At 60.0% G+C, this 17,107-nt stretch carries 12 protein-coding genes and 1 pseudogene; 4 read left to right on the top strand and 9 right to left on the bottom strand.

Annotation, left to right across the window (positions count from 1 at the left end; translation table 11 throughout):
* A pseudogene (locus AC1DWF_RS22395) lies at window positions 1–417 on the bottom strand (hypothetical protein); the annotation flags it as partial.
* A 142-nt stretch (window positions 418–559) separates the two neighbouring features.
* Between AC1DWF_RS22395 and AC1DWF_RS22390 the strand changes: the two are divergent.
* Window positions 560–808 carry a helix-turn-helix domain-containing protein gene (locus AC1DWF_RS22390; protein ID WP_476787307.1) on the top strand — a complete coding sequence of 83 codons (249 nt, stop codon included), beginning with the start codon at window positions 560–562 and terminating at the stop codon, window positions 806–808.
* Between the two features lie 161 nt (window positions 809–969).
* Here the strand turns inward: AC1DWF_RS22390 and AC1DWF_RS22385 are convergent, their stop codons facing one another.
* Both AC1DWF_RS22385 and AC1DWF_RS22380 read right to left on the bottom strand, forming a co-directional pair.
* A complete protein-coding gene (locus AC1DWF_RS22385) occupies window positions 970–2,373 on the bottom strand; it encodes a hypothetical protein (RefSeq protein ID WP_476804501.1) in 1,404 nt (467 codons plus the stop codon).
* Window positions 2,370–7,244 (bottom strand): hypothetical protein, encoded by a 4,875-nt coding sequence (locus tag AC1DWF_RS22380; protein ID WP_476804500.1) that lies wholly within the window; start codon window positions 7,242–7,244, stop codon window positions 2,370–2,372. Before AC1DWF_RS22380 ends, AC1DWF_RS22385 begins: the two co-directional genes overlap by 4 nt.
* Window positions 7,245–7,708: 464 nt before the next feature.
* Here AC1DWF_RS22380 and AC1DWF_RS22375 point away from each other — a divergent pair, with 464 nt between their 5' ends.
* Window positions 7,709–8,503, top strand: a complete 795-nt coding sequence (locus tag AC1DWF_RS22375; protein WP_476789545.1) for a hypothetical protein — start codon at window positions 7,709–7,711, stop codon at window positions 8,501–8,503.
* Between the two features lie 331 nt (window positions 8,504–8,834).
* Window positions 8,835–9,551: a toll/interleukin-1 receptor domain-containing protein gene (locus AC1DWF_RS22370; RefSeq protein WP_476842070.1), complete on the top strand. Its 717-nt coding sequence runs from the start codon at window positions 8,835–8,837 to the stop codon at window positions 9,549–9,551.
* Window positions 9,552–9,896: 345 nt separating this feature from the next.
* Here the strand turns inward: AC1DWF_RS22370 and AC1DWF_RS22365 are convergent, their stop codons facing one another.
* A complete protein-coding gene (locus AC1DWF_RS22365) occupies window positions 9,897–10,490 on the bottom strand; it encodes a hypothetical protein (protein ID WP_476842069.1) in 594 nt (197 codons plus the stop codon).
* A gap of 375 nt (window positions 10,491–10,865) precedes the next feature.
* Here AC1DWF_RS22365 and AC1DWF_RS22360 point away from each other — a divergent pair, with 375 nt between their 5' ends.
* The gene (locus AC1DWF_RS22360) at window positions 10,866–11,627 is read left to right on the top strand and encodes a hypothetical protein (RefSeq protein ID WP_476804499.1); all 762 of its coding nucleotides are present in this window, start codon (window positions 10,866–10,868) and stop codon (window positions 11,625–11,627) included.
* 335 nt (window positions 11,628–11,962) lie between these two features.
* Here AC1DWF_RS22360 and AC1DWF_RS22355 read toward each other — a convergent pair whose 3' ends face one another.
* From AC1DWF_RS22355 to AC1DWF_RS22335, 5 genes are all read right to left on the bottom strand, one after another.
* Window positions 11,963–12,709, bottom strand: coding sequence for a nucleotidyltransferase domain-containing protein (locus tag AC1DWF_RS22355; protein ID WP_476804498.1), 747 nt, complete (start codon window positions 12,707–12,709; stop codon window positions 11,963–11,965).
* 398 nt (window positions 12,710–13,107) lie between these two features.
* Entirely contained in the window at window positions 13,108–13,683 is a 576-nt protein-coding gene (locus tag AC1DWF_RS22350; RefSeq protein ID WP_476787311.1) for a hypothetical protein, read from the bottom strand.
* A 296-nt stretch (window positions 13,684–13,979) separates the two neighbouring features.
* A complete protein-coding gene (betI, locus tag AC1DWF_RS22345) occupies window positions 13,980–14,606 on the bottom strand; it encodes a transcriptional regulator BetI (RefSeq protein WP_281397517.1) in 627 nt (208 codons plus the stop codon).
* A gap of 323 nt (window positions 14,607–14,929) precedes the next feature.
* A complete protein-coding gene (locus AC1DWF_RS22340) occupies window positions 14,930–16,120 on the bottom strand; it encodes an aminomethyl transferase family protein (RefSeq protein ID WP_476784336.1) in 1,191 nt (396 codons plus the stop codon).
* A gap of 70 nt (window positions 16,121–16,190) precedes the next feature.
* On the bottom strand, window positions 16,191–17,107 hold a 917-nt coding region (locus tag AC1DWF_RS22335), incomplete at its 5' end, for a methylenetetrahydrofolate reductase (protein ID WP_476842068.1).

The raw sequence follows: 17,107 nt of genomic DNA, 5'->3' as shown, positions 1-17,107 counted from the left end.
CTCTTCTTCAGCCTCGACGGCCTCGATCTCGGCAACACGGACACGCGAGTAACCGACCTCCTGGTCAAGCGCGTCCCAACGTGTCTGCTGATGATCTGCCAGGGCCGACTTCGACGTGCCCTTCCGATCCGTCTCTGTTGCGCCGCCAGGAACAGGAGACCCAAGGGCGATTCTTATCCGCGTCTCCAGGCGCTGCTGCAGTCGACACAGCACCACGGCCATGTGGTGTGCGTGCTCCCACTCTTGCAGCAGGACCACGCATGGGTCGACGGGTGCAAGCAACCGCGAGGCAATGCTCTCGCCGAGTCTGGCGCCAGCCGTGGCGTCACCTTTTGCATCGTCATCCACAGCACAACTCTTCCTTCGTCTCCCCGGGATGACGAAAGGCAAAGCTGTGGTATTGTCGGAATCAGCCATGATCCGAGCTCCAACCAGCTTGGGTTTGGTCAGGCCGAACAAGGTGTTGACGCRCCTTTTTCGGCCGTTTGCGACCTCTACCCGTATTTGTGCGCGGTCATCGAGTAATGTCAATCAAAAATGATGAATTTCGACAATCAGAATGATATCAGTTGAGCAATGCAGAGGCGCGCGTGCTATGTTGGGATGGAGCCAGGATGAGCTGGCACGTTTTGCGGCCATATCGCGCGCCACAATAGTTGACTTTGAACGAGGCGCCCGAATTCCACATCGAAATAGTCTCACGTCAATCCGCAGAGCGTTTGAAGCGGGCGGTATTCAGTTCATTCCCGAAAACGGCGGCGGGGCGGGATTGCGGTTCGAGAAGCCGACACCCGGTGTCGGTGATTGAGGGAAAGTCTGACTTTCGCTATCTCCCATTTGAGAACTGAGCGAGCAGCGTCATAGTCAAACCGCAGCACGCTCGCATTTCGCGGTATGGGAACGGCAGCTTTGCGCCCAATGTCGGTCGCAGGTATAAGCTGTTTTGTCGCCCGAAAGCAGACATCGTCTTCAGGTGCCACAGGGCAACGCCGCTCGCTCGTCTGCTGCCCAGCAGTGCTCCAAATACACGCAGGCCTGGCAGCAGGTCCGGCTGTCGATGGCTTGGATGAGGCACCGAGCGTTGCGACGGTCTTGGACGACCTGGTGTGCGCAATGATGACGTTGGGTGTCCACGAAGAACGCCGGAGGCTCGACCGAACGAGCGCTGATCGCGGATTGCAATGCTGCGTCGGCCCCGCATTCAGCCCAGCTATGGAACCGGCATTCCTGGACACGGGGCTCCGCGAGCAGAAAGTGCGTCGCGCTACCGGTGGCGACGAGCCATTCGTCCGCCTCCGGCAGTTCGCCCACCAGCCCCTTCGCCATACCGTCGCTGCGGAAACCGGGAAACGCCGAAAGCTCGGCCACGGGAAGTGCGCCCCCGAGTTCAGCTCCGCATGCAGCAATCAGAGTGGTGCTACGGGCGTAAACGGAGTCCAAGTGCGGGGCCAGCGTTTCAAGGCCATCGTGGTCTGTCCGATAGTCGAGCTCGAGGGGCGTGTCGTTGTCGATCACAGTGAAGACAGCGTCGTCCTTTCGGGCGACAAATAGGGCTGGGTAGATCAGAATGCGGGGTCGGCGAACGAATAGTGCGCTGCCGGTTCGCTCATAGTGGACATGCACTCCTTGAAACGCGCCGGCGACGCCGTCCAACTCGACGAATTGCCGAAGTTGCGCCGGCCGCAGGGGTATCGGCGCGTCTTCGGTGAGCGCCGAGCGATGGAGAAGCTTGAAGATTTGTCCCGCCTGCTCCTTGAACTGCGAGCGCTTAAAGATCTCGATGTCATCCGGCAGTAGTGCGCCCAGGAAAGTCTCAACGGGCTTGGTGAACACCACCATCCACTCGCCGCTGATGATGACACCCCTAGGTAAGCCATGGCAGTACTTCTCCTCTAGTGTCTGCACATAGCCGCGTACCTGGCGCAGATAGCTGTCCCACTCCGCGATGATCGGCGACGTGGCCTCAGCCTTCCCGTCGCGGATATGCTGGATTGCCGCAACAACCAGTCCGGCCTCGCTTGCGTACTGGCCACCCGCGCGAGCCGAGATCGCTGGCTTGTCCCAAGCCTTGGCTTCCACCAATAACAGCGGTGCGCCGGTGATATCGACAACCCCAACGTAGTCCATGAATTTTGTGGTGTTCGCTTGGAGACGGGCTTCCTCAAGCACATTGCCCCCGGCACCGAGCCGCCATCCGAGATGTCCGAGCAATTCATCGACAAAGAGCAGCCGCGTGTCGTGCTCGTGGGGACGGCGGTTTGGGTCTATCTCGCTGAACGGGTCACGCTGTGGCCTCGCCAGCTCTCGCTCGACCGCAGCAAGCAGGTCGCCGAGGCCTCGCTTGAACAGGTTGAGCAGCGCCAGCGGGTTCACTGGATCAGTTCTGGCAGGCGATAGAGGAGACGTCGTGCCGCCGGCCATCCTGCTTCTAGGAAGGCCTCCAAGCAATCAACTAGCGCCGCACGTCGGCCCGAGTTCTCGAAGATCTCCTTGTGGTCGGCAAGGAACACGCCAATGAGCCGGACCAGAAGTTCCACACCCAGAGAATCGTTTTCGTAGCCCGATCGGCGGCCGGCCCGCAGGAAGCCGGCGGCCAAGTCAAACGCCGCGGCAGCGTCGACATCGACCAGGCGCTCGACGAGTTGCAGCAGGTAGTAGGTGGTGTGTGGCTGCGCGTACTCGCCTATCCGCTTCAGGAGTTCGACATTTTCCCGGAAGAACACGTCAAGACCCGCTTGGCCAAGTATCGAGGCGCCGTCCCGTTCACCGGCCGCCGCGCCGGTCGCAAAGAGCATTTGCGAGCCGGCGAAATCGATCAGTTGCGCGCACTCTCGCACCTCCGCGATTGCGGCCTCGTCTAGGTGTGTTACCGCGATGTGCACAGCGAGCCGGGCATTTGCCGCGTCGACGATGTGGGAGAAAAGCGCCCGGGTTCGCCCGCGGAGACCAGCGTCATTGTCGGAATTGTTGCCGATCCCGGCAACGACCGCGCCGCGCAGAGTCGACAGGATTGCTTTTGTTTCTTCCGCGTATTCCCAAGGCGCTCGTAGCCATTCATCGAGAACGGCCTTCGCTTCCGGCGACTGGTGAGTGACCCAGAGGACGCTGAGCTTGTCTGCGACGGCCTTGCGGAGGCGACGTCCGCGGTCCGACACGGGCGCCTCACGCTGCAAGAGCGCAAGCAGCAGCTCTAGGCTCCGCCGCTGATCCGAATGAACCAGCCTTGAGACGAGCCCGCCGAGAACATGTTCGATGACGCTCAAGTTGGGTTCGAGCGCAAAACGCTCGGCTAGGAGTTTCCAAAATCGGCCCCGGTCGATGTCCCATATGCGGCCGAGCCGCATTAAGGCGTTCAGCCGGACCGCCGGATGCCGATCAGACAGCAGCACCTCCGCACGTGGAATTAGGGTGGGGTAAAGATCTGCGCGTTGCACGAATAGATCCCAATAGGCTTGCGCGGCCTCTACCCGCGCCGCGGGTCCACCCCAGGATGCCGATTCCTCGAAACTAGCCTCCGTGTCATCGCTCAGCTCCGGACTCTCGGACCGAGCCGCGATGTCCAGCAGCGCCGCAAAGGTTGCGTCCTGATCCAGCGTCGGCGGCGCATCCTTCGACACCATCAGCTTTCGCGATACAATTACTTGGCAAGCTTGACCTATAATCGCCTCTGCATGCCGCCGCAGGCCGGCATGCAGCGCACCGGCAACTAGCAAGGCTTCTATAGCCTCTAAGGTGGCGAGCGACTCCGCAAGGGAGGCGGCTGCAACCTCTTCCGAGCCCGGATCGAGCCGCAGGAGCCGCTTTGCGGCGTTGATGGCTTCGATGACCGGTAAGTTCTCCGGCGCTTCCTGGTCGAGGCCTTCAATCCACTGAAAGTCCTCCGCGGCACCAACATGGGAACGAATGACAAAGAGCCGCTCATTCGCGGCACTCTCTTCCTGGCGATTCGCATCTACGATCTGGCGGGCTTCGTCGGTGACGAGGTTGTCGCGGCCGATCGCCGTGAAAAGGCGTTGCAGGAAGGCCTGACGCGCTTCGGCGCGATATTGGAAGCGAGAGAAGTCGAACGCCAGCGCAGTCTGTTCGAGGGCCTGCCGCTCTTCCGTCGGCCGCCGGCCGACGCCGATCGCGACGACATCAATCGCGTCCTTGCGGGTGTCGGGAAGGACTAGGAAAGGTTCGGTCGCCGCAATGGGCCAGAGCTTGTCTACCAGGCTATCGCCGCGCTCGACGGCGCAGAGGAACATCCGGGACCAGAAGACCGCGAACGAGGCTTCGTCGATCAGGATTTCGAGCAAAGCCATAGCTTCGGCCTCAGGCGCGTCTTTGAGGCGCGCGCGCAACTTCGAAACCAAGCTTTCCGCATCCCGGTCATATTGGTGGTCTGGGTCATGCGCCCAGACGTAGCTGCGGTCCTCCCGCAGACGGATCGTTCGCTCACCGACCTCAAGCTCGACGTCGAGGGCTTCGTCGGAGACCGCATGTTCGCGCGCGACGTAGCCTTCAACCGCATTGACGACGGCGCTGACGGCAGCGTGCGGGTGGAATTCTAGGAACTTGGGTAGGTACTCGCCCAGCGACCACCGCGCCATCCCGTAATCCTGCCGGGCGTTGGACGTCAGGTTGAGGATTTGGCTCTGGCCGATCCGGGTCTGACGATCCTCCGTGACCTCGTAGTCGAATACTACCCGGTAGATGTAGGTGACGAACTCCGGGTCAACGTCGCCGACCGCCGCGATCTTATAGCAGACCGCTGGCACCTCATCGTGCCCGAACCGATCCAGTCGATCACGGTCGAACAGTTGTGCTAGCAAGACGCGCGAGGCCGCGACGTCAGTTCCATAGGTGTCGATGACGAATCCAATGGCGGACCGCACGGTGAATCCTGGTTCCGGCTGGGCTAGCCCGTGCGCCAATAGCGCGCGTGCGGCCCGGCCCAGCATCGGCCTTAACGCATCGTCCTTGATCCGTTCGATGAGGTTGTGGAGCAGGACGCGAAGGGTGCCCGCGACCGCTGTCGGCTCCGTCGCTAAACGCTCGGCCAGGTAGGCCCATGGTTCGAGCGCGACTTGCTTCTCGTCCTCAAGCCGCACGATCAGGGCGCCGCTGATATGCGACAGCGTCTTCGGCGCCTTCTCGTCGTCCGAAATGGCCAGATCGCCTAGCCAAAGACAGTCCTGGGCGGCAGTCGGAAACTCCGCGCCCAATCGGCCGGCGGTGCTGCGGATGATCGGGTCACCATCCTCGTCGTTGATGAGGGCTCCTAGTGCGGTCCAGAAACGCGCGCGATCCGTCTCAGATTCCCAAATTTCTCGCATCACGAACCCGAGCGCCGGGGAGAGCATCAATCCCAGGGCATCGGCCTTGCTGAACCGGTAGGCGCCGCTGACGATATCGCTCGGCTCAAGGACAAGCCGCGCTGCCGCGTAGTCGAAGAGCAGATGGTGCCGGAACTGAACCCATCGCTCGCTGTCGACGACAACGAGCACGCCTTCCTTGCAGAGGGTGTCGATCATGGCCGGATCGTTACCCGCCACATGGAGTGTTGGGGCGCGAAGCGCTCGCGCCTGAACCATGAGCTGGACCACGCGGCTGAGGCTGGTCCTCGCCGGCAAACCGTGGCCGCCGACGCGGTGATCCCAATAGAGGCGCAACAGGTCCGCTTGCGACGAGACTTCGTCTAGGTCGCTGACCGCGCCGCCCGAGATCAGCTCGCTGAGCAGCCGGGTGTTGAACGGTACCAAGGCCAGGTCACGCAGTCGTGGCGGCGCCTTTGAGAGACACGTCGCCAGCGCCGGCGACTGCTGCAGGAGTTGACCGAACTCGGCTTCGGACCAGGGCGGGACTTGAATGTGCTGGACGCCGGAGAAGGACGGGTCCGCAAGCGATGCTTCCGGGGGGGTGCCTTTGAACAGCGCGCGGAACTGTTGCCCCATGCGCAGGTCGAAGTTGCGGATCGAGGCTACGACGTTCCAGCGCCCCCTCAACTCTAGAACGCGCTCGATGAGCGCTCGGAAGACGCCTTCGCCGCGACCGCCGCGCGTCGCGTCCAAGGCGTCAACCACCAGATAGGCCGTCTCCGGTCCATCCCAGGCTTCGAGTACATCCAGCAGCGAATGCTGTATGCCAAGCTCATGGGACAGGCCTTCGAGGCTCTCGATCGAATAGCGATCGACAGCGAGTTCGAGGACATCCGCGCCGGCCTCGCCAAGGCTGCGGGCAAGGGCATTCAGAACGCCGCTCTTGCCGGCCCCAGGCTCCCCGATGATGAGTAGCGGGCCGTGGCGCGCAGCGGCTTCAACAGTTGCTTGGCAGTCTCGGCGCACGGTAAGCGGCGCGCCGCTGGCGACCTCGATCTTCTCATAACTGCTGAGCGCGTCGGTGATGCGTTTGGAATGCCGCTTTAGGGCTTCGATGTCGGCGCGATATTCAGGGCGCGCACCGAGCACGACGCCCCGGCTGGCGAGGAGCTGCCGCCAAGTGGAAATGTCGCCGCCGCCGCGGTCCCTCATCAGCCGGCCGCTGAGATCGGACAGTGCTGTGAAGGCGGCTGCGGCATCCACGTCCGGGCCGAAGGCTTTGACGAGGGACCCGCTCGCCAATGCGTCGCCTCGTTCGCCGTCAAACGTGAAAACGGCCACCAGCTTCGCCAACTCTGACAGCAGTCCGTCGTCCACTGGGCTCTTGGTGACGCTCGCCCATGCCCGTTCGACCAAGCTGAAGAAAACCTGATATGCCCGTTGCTGCGCTTGGTTGAGCGCGCCTTTGCCCGGTTGCGAAACGAGAAGAAGCGCGGCCGGTAGGTCCTCCCTAACTTGGACCGAGGCCTGGGGGCTCACGGCCAGCACCAGCCGGTCGCGGGCGGGATCGAGCGGCCGGTTCCACTCCATCGAACCGTCGCCCTGCCGAGCAACAAACCAATGGCGAACGAACTGCGCGATCGTCTTGCCCAAGGGCGAGCCGAGGTCTTCACTCAGGCTTGCGGTTGTCTTGGCCTGCACGGCGACGTAGCCGCCGTCGGTGGTTTTAATCAGCAGGTCGTCGACCGGCGCCTCAGTCTCGAAGCGGACCCATGTCGGCGCGGCGGCGCCGAGACGGAAGCTGTCGTCGAACCGGTCGCCCGCCAGAATCCAGGACGAGAATAGCGCCCCAAGCTGCTGTTCGAAGCGAACGCCGGCGCTAGTCGCGGCGCCACCGCCACCGATCCGATCACTGGGAGGGCCATTTCGCGGCGTATCGGTCAAGGCGCGCTTTCGGTCTGGATTTTGAGAGTAGCTTACTGATATCGGGGATCGCTGCTCTCGCGCAATACCCGCCTCCCTGTGTTCGTGGCCACCAAGCGAGATTCGAGCCGAACGTGGCAGTCGGAAACATGCGGTATATCAGCTCACCGGGCAGTACGGTGCAAGGGCTGCCAGACCAAACCGAAAGACGGGTACCTTTCAAATGGCGGGTTTCGGTTCGCGGCAGGTTAGGCTGTAAGGTCGCAATCAGATCGTTTGCCGAAGGTCCGCTTCAGCTAGATGTGTTTTGCGACTGGCTGGCTGCCGTTTCGCTTAGTGACTTCGGATGCCGTGAGGGGGCCGAGGCGCGCTCCAATGCTCCACAAATAGCGTCGTTCGCGGTCTCTTTCTAAATTGCCCAGTCGATTCGCTTCGTTGGATAGCGAGTCCGAAAATCAGAGCCTATATTATGCCCGTGAGGGCTCATGGGCTATTTTACTCGACCTTGGTGGAAAAGAGCTGCAATTCGGGTAGCGCTTTATAGTCGACCGCCGCAGCAGCAGGATATCTTTGCTGAGGCACCGCGCGATCAGGACTTCTTCCACATCTACCTGCACGACCGGGAAGGCGTGAGGCGCTTCATCGTTCGAGAAATGAACGATGAAAGCGTTCTGGGGCTTTGGTTTGACGACCCGCGAGGACAGCCTCAGGAGCGTCTCGTCACCAATGATGATTTGAAGGGGATGGCGGTATCGTTCCTGCACACTTACCGCTCGGCCCGCTTCACCTACACCACGCCACTTTCGTTATTCCGGGCTTTGTGGACGTTCTACCCCGCCCGCTCGGTCTGGTGGGACAATATGCTTCAGCGCCAGTTCAACCAGACGGAACTGGTGCGCGGTGATCGTATGAGAGTGCTCAGGCACTTCGTTCAGAAGAACATTGAAAAACCGGACTATCACGCGAGCGTCGTGACGGTGATCGCCGACATCTACACCAGCCGGTCGGTCCTACACCCTCGGTACGACCAGACCGAGAGCCACTATTCGATGATACTCGACTCGCTGGTTCATTCCGGCGACCTCGCTCGAGACGGTGCCAGCTACTCTATGAAAGACCAGGCGGTGGCGACGCTGGAGAACATGGAGGCCGAGAAGGAACGTCACGACGACAATATCCGACAGCAGAGTCGCATCGGATGGCTGACTGCGGCGCTGATTATCCTAACCATCTTGCAAGCAGGTATTGCGGTCTGGGGTGAACTTACGCCAGACCCGTGACCGTCCAAACTGATCCAGCAAACAACGGCTTAACCACCAGACGCATCACAGTGAAATTTCTCCTTCGCTTTAGCGGCAGACTTTCGCTCTTCTCGGCAAAGAAGACTTTCCGCTTTTGGCCCGCTTCAGTCGGATAGCAAGGCGCCTCGTCTCGATCGATCGAACGAGCTGCAATCATTCCTCCAAGCCGCCTCTGGCACCGAGAGATTATTAAAGCGGTTCTAAATATAGTTCGCATCTTCGCTAATGATCTAAACCGGATAATCTGCGAATCATATTCTGCGAGGCTGGCTAGATTCGCCCGCGTGGGCCTGGGGAGGTTATCGATCACATGGCAAGATGCACGGCACCGAGAGAAGGCCATCGGTCAGCGAGCGCAGCGGCAAACTGTCCTGCATGTCGTGGCCGCTCGCGGTACGGCTATGGCTACAGTAGCGGGTACTCGTCCCCGTCCTATTCGTCGCCTTCCTCCTACTCCTCACCGGCAAGCGGTGGAGGCGGCCGAAGCAGCGGAGGTGGGACTGGCCGTGTAAAAGCGAGTTGGTCGAGGCCCGGTTCGGTTGTATTCTACACCCCTGCGGAAGTGCGGGAACTCACCCCCGTCCGGGCCAACGTTGAAGAACTAGCCTCCACGCGGCCGGAACTCCGTGACGTCTTCCTCTGCCATGCTTGGGACGATCGACAGAAAGCCGCCAAAGAACTGAACGACCTTCTTGAGGCACGCGGAGTCCGGGTCCGGTTCAGCGAGAAGGACATTGGCTTAGGCGAGCCGTTCATGCGCTCTATTGACAAGGGATTGGCGAGTTCGCGAGTGGGGATTGTGTTGGTGACCCCCGCCATGCTGAGTACCCTCCCTAAAGGGGGTGTCGCCGACAGGGAACTTTCGGCACTACTGGCGGGCGAGCGACTTGTGCCCATCGTGCATCAGACAACGTATGACGCTCTCCGCGAAGTAAGTCCCCTACTGGCCTCGCGAAACGGGCTAAACACGGCGGAGTCCACGATGGCGGATGTAGCGGCGAAGCTGGCCGAACTGGTCACAGTCTAGGCTGAACCGGGGAACGGCGAGCTCACCGGGACCGGAGGTCAAACTCGTCGTCCTTTTTTGGAACGTATCCCATAACTTCAGTCCGACCGTGTCCGACGATCACTTACACTGAACGCGCTGAGAGTCCGATCGTTGCTAGTGTCCGCTCAACAGCCGCCACGCTACAATCGGCCCCGGCAAGCCGAATGCCAGGTACCTTCGAATGGCGGGTTTCGGGTCGCGGCAAATTGGGCAGAAAGACCGCAACGGGAGTCGGGAGCTGAAGGGCAGCTTGTCGCGAGCAGGCGCCGAAACCAGACAGTCGGCTTTCCGGCCCCACAGGGGACATTCGCGGGCGGGCGATCTTTAAACGCCGTAGGCTGGACCCGATGCCCGTACGATTGCAAACGCCTCCTCGACATGCTCGTGTGTGATGCGCAGCCTCAAGCTTTCATGGGTGACGCTGCCTTGCTCAGGAGACAGCGGCGAAAAATAATCGGGACGGATCCTCGAAAGTGAAAGGGCCTTATCGCTGCCGCTATGCTTGAGAAGGTTGTTGAGGGTATTCAACTCTGCAAGTTTCGGACTTACAGCATACCTCTTGGCGCTCGTCTCACTCAGCACTGGATATGTGTCCTTCCTCTCGTAAAGGCCAGTCCATCCTCGTGCAGAAAGCTCCCAATAGYGGAATGCGCTGGTGATGAATGCCTCCCGCACGACAGTGACCGCGAGGCCTGCGTGCATCTCATCATAATTGAGTGCATGTCGAGTGCTGTGGATCAGACAGCCATCTTCGTCATATTCTGAGTCATCCTCCCCGCTCGCTTCGTAGTTTGCATAGGACTCTTGCGCTGCGCGGTGGGCCTTCTCCATGGTGGCGACCGATACACGGTAAGCTTCGCATATGCGATCGACCCCGGTCTGAAACATGAAGGCTTTGAAGCTGTGAGGTAATTCCATGATCTTAATCGAACTTCGAACTCATATTGACGGTACTCATTCGCCGATGATGCCATCTCATAACTACGTCTGCAAATGGCGAGACGCATATTGCTACCGATCGGAAGCATGATTGTCGGCGCCGAACGGCAGCTGTCCGCATAGCGGGACCCGAAGGCCTCCAGATGAGCCGCGGAAAATCATTTCCTGCGTTGGAAGCAGATGTGCCAAGGTCTACAGCGTCTATGGGGTGGGAAGCGCAAAGGCAGGTTCTAGGAAATCACTAGGAAAAGCCGCCTTCTACTGGACTTGAAGTTTCGAAGACAACTGCACGACAGTTCTGTTCACCTCGTCGCCGAGTTATGTAAGGTCGGCCGATTATCGGGCGGAGGCCGCATGAATTTCATCAGTTTCGCGATTGGCACAGCATCGTCGGCACCTCCGACGTGGCTGTCGACAGTTCTGCCAGGGCTCACCGTGGCCCTTGCCGCCGGTATAGTTTTGTTCTTACTAAACTGGCTCAGAGAGTGGATAACAGCTCACTGGAAGCGGAAAACTGAAGCCGAAGTATTGGCTTTTTCACTCGTGACGGAGTTCGACCGCCTTGTTGCCGCATGCTCAGAGGTCGTCGATGACCCGCTGCATATGGACAGTCAAACAGGCATCTGGAAAACGACGGTGAAGACACCATGGATCGATTTTCCTGACAGCTGGAATTGGGGCAGTTTCCCGACAAAGCTCCAGTACCGGATTCGTTCGATCCCGAACAAAATCTACCTGGCAAACAGATCAGTATCGTCGCTTTGGGAATACGGTGACGGCCCTCCAGAATATCACGACGCTTTTGAGGAGCGTACCTTTCGTTATGCTTGGATCGGCCTTGAGGCTGTCCTGATAAATGACATCCTCGCCAAGGAATATGGCGTGCCCTTGCTAGACAGAGGCGACTGGGACCCGGAAGAGCGTTTCAGAAAGGAGATTGAGAAGATCAGCAAGCGACGCGACGAGGAAAAGGCAAACCCTTGGCCACAACCAGACTGGATGCTGCCACATGTGCCGCTTGAGGAACTGCAGGAAAGACATGCCAAGCTGACGGTCGCTCTGGAGGCAGCCGAGAAAAGGAGGAAAGACGCTCACCATACCTCTGCGGTCTCCTGATTCCTCGACCTTCTGAGGGCTTCAGCTTCGCTGATTTTCTGCCGAAGATAGGACATGATGGAAAATGCTCCTAGCGACAGACCGATTTTCGGATACCTGGAAATGGCGACGAAGGTCCGCGACTAGGTCGGTAGCGGTCGCGCTGATCGCTTCCCAACAAATGGCAGCTATACCGCCGTCGGTGCCTGAGAGCCGTCCGTCTGGAATCGGCCCCAACAATGCCCGTCAATAGATCTCCGCTTCGGGTCTACGATTGCCGAGCCGGGAATGATGTTAGCTGGTGGCTTCCTGCTTGTCCGGTCTTTGGCCGTGGGATGAGAAAGGTAGGCATCGGCTCACGCGCGCCAAGATGTAGGAGCGGTGCTGCGATACCCGTCGAACAACGGACCCCCATGTGAAGCCAGTTCCGTTTCCGCCAAGTCGATGACCAGGTCGGATACTCCCGATGCAAATAGGGCCCGGAACGCTGTATCAAACCTATTACTCAAGAGTTCGTCGGCCGCTGCCAGGAGGCGCGGCGTCCATTTGCCGGTTCCATTCCAGTGACCTCGACCGCGCAAGGCAAGCTCTGCCAGCTTCGGATAAAGCATAACGCCTATCGCCAGCACCTCGGCGCCAGTTCGGTCGCCACGCAGATCGTCAATCGCATCCGTGATCTCATATCGCAGGGCATTCAATTCGACTTGCCCTAACGTGGGTGGCCCAGCAAAGAGGCGAGCCGATACCGTCTCGCGCAACACCTCGGCGCGCTCGGGAGCATCGCCGATAACCCGACCTTCGACGATCATGTTGAGGATAGAGGGCCTCGCGCGCGATACGTCGTCGTGAACGAACCATGTCAGCGTCCCGGTGTCATGAACAAAGGCTTCCACCGGAACCCCTCTGAAAACGAAGGATTCGCGGCGAGCCGCTTCGAGAGAGTCGAAAACGACAACCAGATCGATGTCGGACAGGCGCGTGCCTTGTCCTCGCATGATCGATCCCGCGACGTACGCAAACAACGCACCGCTGTATCGCGAGCGAAACGCAGCTTCGGCGATTTGCAAAGCCTCGGAAGGTGAGGGGCAGGGTCGATAATTCATAGGCGCGATTTACTACCGCTTTTGGGCCGTTAGACAAGGCGACCTAAAGGCAAGTATCAAGCCGCCAAATGGCAGCTTCCCGCCTTTTCTACCGAAACCTGACAGACCGCTTACGGCCCCTGAGTGGCCATTTCGGGTAATGTGCGGGGCCTCGTCACTTACCGGCGGGCGGGGCGCCGTCAATCGTCGCTCGCCGGTGCGCAGGACAAGCTTGCCGTCTGCGTGGAAGGCGACAACATCGGTCTCGCCAAAGGCGGGCGGCCGACCACCTATATCCTCTCGCGGCGGCAATAGGCCAGGGAGCGCTACTTCCGCCAATCCGATCTGAGCGCAGCCCAGATTCAAATCCTGCACTTGGAGCCAGATCAGGATCTGTGGACGGACGAGGCCCCTGAGAGTCAACCTGCGTAGGTGAAGTATACTTTGCCACGAGCAGGATCGACAATGGTGACGCTCCCCCCGCGACCATACGAGTAGAATGAACCGTTGGAATTGATCGCGTGATTGGCCTCAGCGTCGCGGCCGCTTTCAATGGCAATCGTAAAGCCATACTTTTCGAGAAATTCGGAAATCGTTGTCCGGTGCTTATCGGGGCGTGTCTCAGTCATCATGTCGGGGTCGTGGTCGTAATGGTGCCACTCGTCAACTTCGCTCTCGTCAACGGGTGTTGGGTGCCACTTCTCCGCCCCGCCTGGCAATCGATCTCGTAGATTTTGCCCCTGGGCTATTGCCCACTCCGCGCTTGGCGCGGTTAGGAGGTAAACGACAAACCCCGTCTCATTGTCGCCGGGCATGAACCCCAGACCCCAAGCCTGCTCAAGTCGGTACTCAATGGCCTCGACCTCAAGGGGCTTCGGGACCCGGGCGAGAACATGTCTACGATCCATGAAGTAGTCAACGACATAGAAGGCGGCCACCGCGGCGGCGAGAATAAGGACAATCTTCGTAAATGTGCGAATGGTGGAGCACTCCAACAAAAGGGGTGGTCAACGGGAACCGGTCGTAAAGCCGAAAGCTCCAGTGAGGGGGCAGTATGCGGGTGTGACAGAAGCCGGACACTGATTGCTCGCCATGGAACCCGGCAATTGCGGCGGCTTTATTCGGCTGCCTCCGATTAGCAGACAGACCACTTTCGGCCCCAATTGGGCCAATACTGCCAATCGCCGCGGTGAAATCAATTTACGTCAAATGGCCCTCAGGCGGCGACAGTGACGCATCCGCGTGGATCGCCGTTCGGCAGCAATGCACGCTATGTCTGACACCATGCCCTTCATCCCCCCAGAGAGGTTCGCTCGGTGAGGTGGAGGTTCTTTTGCCAGGCGGTCTGGATTCGGGCTTCGATGACCTGGAGTGCCATGCGATGAGCGCGCGCGACGTCGAATTCGCCCTGGCGATGGGCGAATTGCAGCCAGAACCCATAGGAGAGGCAGACAATGGTCTCGGCGATGTCGTCGGCCTCTTCCTTCGACACCAAGTCCTTCAGCGATCTGGCGAGATACTTGCGCAATTGATAGTCGCAGAGGCGCTGCATGCGATCGAAAGCCGGGTCGTACGGGACGCGACTCCAGAAATAGAGCCAAGCCGACACCGCCAGGGGGGACACCTGCGAGGGCGCGAAATTGCCATCGACGATCGCCACGATCTCGTCGATCGTGCTTTTTGCCTGCTTGCGCCTGTCGCGGACTTCGCGGAGCAAACTGCCGACCAGGTCCGACATCGTCTCGGCGATCAGYGCTTCCTTGGTGCCGAAATAGTGGGTGATAATGCTAGTGGCTACGCCTGCCTCCGTAGCAATCTTCTTCAGTGTTAGGTCATCGATGCCATCGCGATGCAGAACCAGATAGGTGGCGTCGATCAACTGCTTCCGGCGAATGGGCGCCATGCCCAATTTCGGCATTTCAATAAATCCTCATGCGCAATCAGACCCGATAGTATCTCACGTCGCCAAAAAGCACAGAGGCAAGGCGACAGTGCTCGTAGCGTCTACCTCAAGGTAGTATCCGGCTTCGGAGAATAGCTCCAGTGACGAACACGGCTTGCCGACGCTTGTTGTCAATCTTTGGTCCGTCGCTCCGCATGCGACGGGCGATCAGGTTGATTGCGATGTCCTATCGGAAAGACCGGATCAAACAATAGAGAGGACCGCGGGCGGCCGAGGCCGTCCGCGGTCCGAAGCATTTTGATAGCATCAGCCTGATTGGCTAACGGGCCGATATTTGATCATTCGGCCGCGTGTTGGACCGGAATGCTCGGCTCAAGGCCCCGCGGGATCTTCTTTTCCTTGTCATAGAGCGGCATGTCGTCGAGGGTCGCGACATGCGTGTTGCCGTCCCGGCAGAACACCTCTACCGCAGTTCCTGAAGCCATGGAGGTGCTGAGGCGGACGATCGCCACACCCTGCTTGAGATAGGGCGACCAGGCGCCCGCAGTGACGAAACCGACCTTCTTGCCGCCGATCGACACTGCGCCGAGACGAAGCGGTTCGCCGCCTGGGCACTTGAGGCCGACGACACGGTTCGAACCGGTGGCCTTGGCCAGCGCGGCCTTGCCGACGAAGTCGTCCTTGCTAAGGTCGACGAATGCACCGAGGCCAGCCTCGAACGGAGTCATGGTTTCATCCATGTCAGAGCCGTTGTTGAGGATGCCGCCTTCGATGCGGCGGATGTCCATGCTGTCGAGTGCGCAGATCTCCATGCCGTGCGGCTTGCCGGCTGCGATGAAGCGTTCCCACATGGCTGCGCCATCGAATTTGCCGCCGTTCGGCAGCGTGTAGACTTCGAATCCCATCTCGTTGGTCCAGCCGGTGCGCGATAGGATAACCGGCTGGCCGCCGATGGTCGTCCTAGCCACTGAGAAGTATTTGAATTCAGCCGGAACGCCGGTGTCGCTGAGCTTCGCCAGGATGTCGAGCGAGGCCGGGCCCTGGATCTGCGTGACCCAGGATTCCGGGTCCGAGATTTCGACGTCGAGATCCTGCGAGTGGGCAATGAACCAGGAAAAAACAGGACCGTCAGCCTGGACGTACCAGTAGGTGTCTTCCTCGAGACGCATCAGCACGCCGTCGCACAGGATCGTACCGTTAGGGTAACACAGCAAACCGTAACCGGCGCGACCGGGCTTCAGCTTTGCGCAGTCGCGGGTGAACACGCGGTTGCAGAACTTTGCGGCATCCGGCCCCTTGATCTGGACAGGGCGTTCGCCGGTGTCGAACAGGCCGGCCTTGGTGCGCAGCGCCCAATAGCCGTCCAGGCGGTCGATCTTCTGCGACACCGGCATCAGGCGATTGTTGTAGACCGTGTACTTCGCGCCGTTGGCAACGTGGAATTGCGAGTAGGGTCCGCGGATAGTGCCGTAGTCCCAACCTGGCTCTTCATGGGCCGAGACAACGAGGCGGGTGATGTTGGCTGTCATGATGGTTCCTCCTGTTATGACAACGGAATTTCTGTCGATTGGATAGGAATTGCAGGGATTGGACAGGCGCTCAGAGCGCCTCGGCCAGGTGCGGCTGGCCGCGCGCAGGTCTCTGCGACTGCAGCCCGCGCAGCCATTCGGCCGTCTTCTCAAAGCTGCCGAACGGGTAGAAGTGGACAGACCGGAAAATTGGCCGCCCTGACTTGCGCACGCCATCTGCCAGTTCGAGCAGCGTGTCTTCGGGCGAAAAGGACGTGGCCAGCTTGAAGGCGCGGCCGGCGTGGCGTGTCAGCATGCCAAAAGAGGCGCCAACGCCGCAATCCTTGGCGAAGCGCATGAGGGTGGTCATTTTGGCGAGGCCGGGCAGGCCGACATCCACGGCGATGCCGGGCGCGGCATTTTCGACGAAGTCGGCATGCCAGGCAAACAGCTTGTCGGTGTCGAACAGGAACTGTGTGACAAGCGACACGTCCAGGCCCACCTTGGCGGCATATTCGCACTTGTCGATCAAGGCGTTGCGCAGCGCTTCGCGGGCCACTCCAGGGTGGCCTTCAGGATGTCCGGCCAAGCCGATGGCCTCAATGCCATGGCCTTCGAGCATGCCTGTCCTCAGCACATCCAGCGAGGCGGCGTAGGGGCCTTCGGGGCGCGCCACATCGCCGCCAACCAACAGGACCTGCTTGACCGCAGCGCGCGCGGCGAGCTTGCCGAGGAACCCCTTGAGTTCGTCATGGCTTGCGAAGCGTCGCGCCGGGATGTGCGGTACCGGCTCCATGCCCTGATGTCGGAGCTTTTCGGCGGCGTCGACGATTTCAGCGGTTGAACCTGACGTATAGGCGACGTAGACACGCGTGCCTGCCGGAAGATGATCGCGAAGATCATCAAACTTCTGCGTGTCTTTCGGCAATGCTTCTATGGAGCAGTTTCCGACGAGCGCGCCAATGGCCTCGTCGAGATCACTCCTCGTGACCGACAATCTCATTCCCC

It is taken from the genome of Aminobacter sp. P4_D5, assembly GCF_056401815.1.
This window is presented reverse-complemented; position numbering and strand designations above follow the sequence as displayed.